The organism is Pseudomonas frederiksbergensis (genome assembly GCF_017114915.1).
In the GTDB taxonomy this organism is placed as follows: domain Bacteria; phylum Pseudomonadota; class Gammaproteobacteria; order Pseudomonadales; family Pseudomonadaceae; genus Aquipseudomonas; species Aquipseudomonas frederiksbergensis_I.
The window spans coordinates 1-672 of the sequence record NZ_JAAUOE010000114.1 but is presented as its reverse complement, the minus strand read 5'-3'; the positions used below and the strand labels follow the sequence as shown (position 1 = coordinate 672).

2 protein-coding genes are annotated in these 672 nt (G+C 58.5%); both read left to right on the top strand.

Annotated features, from left to right (window positions below):
• A partial coding sequence (locus HCU66_RS26980) for an ABC transporter permease (protein ID WP_205891390.1) occupies nucleotides 1-444 on the top strand: 444 nt, incomplete at its 5' end.
• Nucleotides 441-672: ABC transporter permease subunit (locus tag HCU66_RS26975; RefSeq protein WP_205891389.1), on the top strand; the 232-nt coding region annotated here is incomplete at its 3' end. The genes HCU66_RS26980 and HCU66_RS26975, both read left to right, overlap by 4 nt.

Sequence of the window (672 nt, the reverse complement as noted above, 5' to 3'; positions counted from 1 at the left end):
TTCATGGAATGGGAATACATCGAGATCAACCCGTTCAGCGCCGGGGTCATTACCCTGGGCTTCATCTATGGGGCTTATTTCACCGAAACCTTCCGTGGCGCCATCCTTGCCGTACCGCGAGGTCAGATGGAAGCGGCTACCGCCTACGGCCTGACCCGCGCTCAGCGCTTTCGCCTGGTGGTGTTCCCGCAAATGATGCGTTTTGCCCTGCCGGGCATCGGTAATAACTGGATGGTGATCCTCAAGGCCACCGCGCTGGTGTCGATCATTGGCTTGGCCGATCTGGTCAAGGTGGCCCAGGACGCGGGCAAGAGCACCTATCAGCTGTTCTACTTCCTGGTGCTCGCCGCCTTGATCTATCTGGTGATCACCACTGCTTCGAACTACGTCTTGCGCCGGATGGAAATCTTCTACGCCGCGGGCACCCGGGAGGCCGTGCGATGATCGAGCTACTGCAGGAATACTGGAAACCTTTCCTGTACCAGGACGGCAATCACATCACCGGGCTGGCCATGACCCTCTGGCTGCTCAGTGCCTCGATCTTCCTGGGCTTCGTGATGTCGATCCCGCTGTCGATTGCCCGGGTCTCGACCAATGTCTTGGTGCGCTGGCCGGTGCAGTTCTACACCTATCTGTTTCGGGGTACGCCGCTCTATATTCAGCTGCTGATCT